This window comes from Streptomyces sp. NPDC002130, assembly GCF_040296465.1.
Classification (GTDB): domain Bacteria; phylum Actinomycetota; class Actinomycetes; order Streptomycetales; family Streptomycetaceae; genus Streptomyces.
This window is the reverse complement of the sequence record NZ_JBEOXI010001239.1, coordinates 1-1,053: the sequence shown is the minus strand read 5'-3', so window position 1 is coordinate 1,053 and position 1,053 is coordinate 1. Positions and strand designations below refer to the sequence as shown.

The 1,053-nt window shown below is 62.1% G+C and carries 1 protein-coding gene and 2 pseudogenes; 2 read left to right on the top strand and 1 reads right to left on the bottom strand.

The features are described from left to right. The coding region (locus ABT116_RS49930; RefSeq protein WP_351648399.1) for an MCE family protein at positions 1 to 692 on the top strand (692 nt) is incomplete at its 5' end. Further along, positions 689 to 916 (top strand): annotated as a pseudogene (locus tag ABT116_RS49925) (MlaD family protein); the annotation flags it as partial. The gene ABT116_RS49930 and the pseudogene ABT116_RS49925, both read left to right, overlap by 4 nt. An 18-nt stretch (positions 917 to 934) precedes the next feature. On the opposite strand, the pseudogene ABT116_RS49920 reads toward ABT116_RS49925, so the two are convergent. After that, positions 935 to 1,053: pseudogene (locus ABT116_RS49920) on the bottom strand (DciA family protein); the annotation flags it as partial.

Genomic DNA, 1,053 nt, shown 5'->3' with positions numbered 1-1,053 from the left:
CCATCGAGCGTTCGGAGACCGTCCGCGGACCCGACGTCGCACAACTACTCGGCGCCGTCGGAACTTTGTTGAACGGCAGTGGGTTGGCACAGGTCAAGACCATCGTGAGCGAGGCTGATCAGATTCTCGACGGCAGGGAAGAGACGATCCGCGATCTACTTGGGCGCCTGGACACTTTTCTCGGGACACTCGAAGACCGAAAGGAATCGATCAACTCGGCGCTGGACTCGCTGAATCGGCTGAGCGCTCTCATCGGCGACGAGAGCGCCACCATCGACGAAGGCTTGCGCACACTCACACCCGCATTGGGCGTGATCGCCGACCAACGACAACCGCTCCTCGATCTACTCGACGAAACCGACAGACTCAGTACCGCAACCAATTCCGTACTCGACCAGTCGGCCGACCAGATTTCCGAGATCACCGGACGACTGTCACCTATCCTCGACCAGTTCTCGGCAATGGGCCCGACACTGGGTGAGACGATGGCCAACCTGGACAACGCGAGAGTGCTCCTCGAGCGCGCCAGCCCGGGTGATTACGTGAACATCGACCTCGACGTCGATGTCGAGGGCACCGTGACCGGAGTGCTCAACGAGATAATTCCGGGCGCCGCACCGCCACTGCCACCTCTGCCCGACTCCGATCGGGAACTGCCGATGACGACACCCCTGCAAGGAGGAACGCGATGAAGAACCGAACCGTCTATTTCGAGATCGTCGCCTTTCTCCTCATCGCGGTGGTCAGCACGACGTACGTACTCCGGCAAGTCGGTGCTGGCGATCCCTTCACCGGAACATTCTCGGTCACCGTCGAATTGGAGAACGCGGCTGGAATCGCTCCGGGTTCGGAAGTGGCCTATCGCGGAGTCACCGTCGGCGACGTCGAGTCGGTGGAGGTTGACTCTGCCCGGGACCTCGTCGTGATGACGCTGAGCATCGCCGCCGACCAACAGATCCCCGACGTCCTCGTCGTACTTCTCCGGCACACAGTGCTTGGCCACGTCCTCGCCGACGATCTGCGGCCAGCGGCCCATCACACCGCCCACGGCGG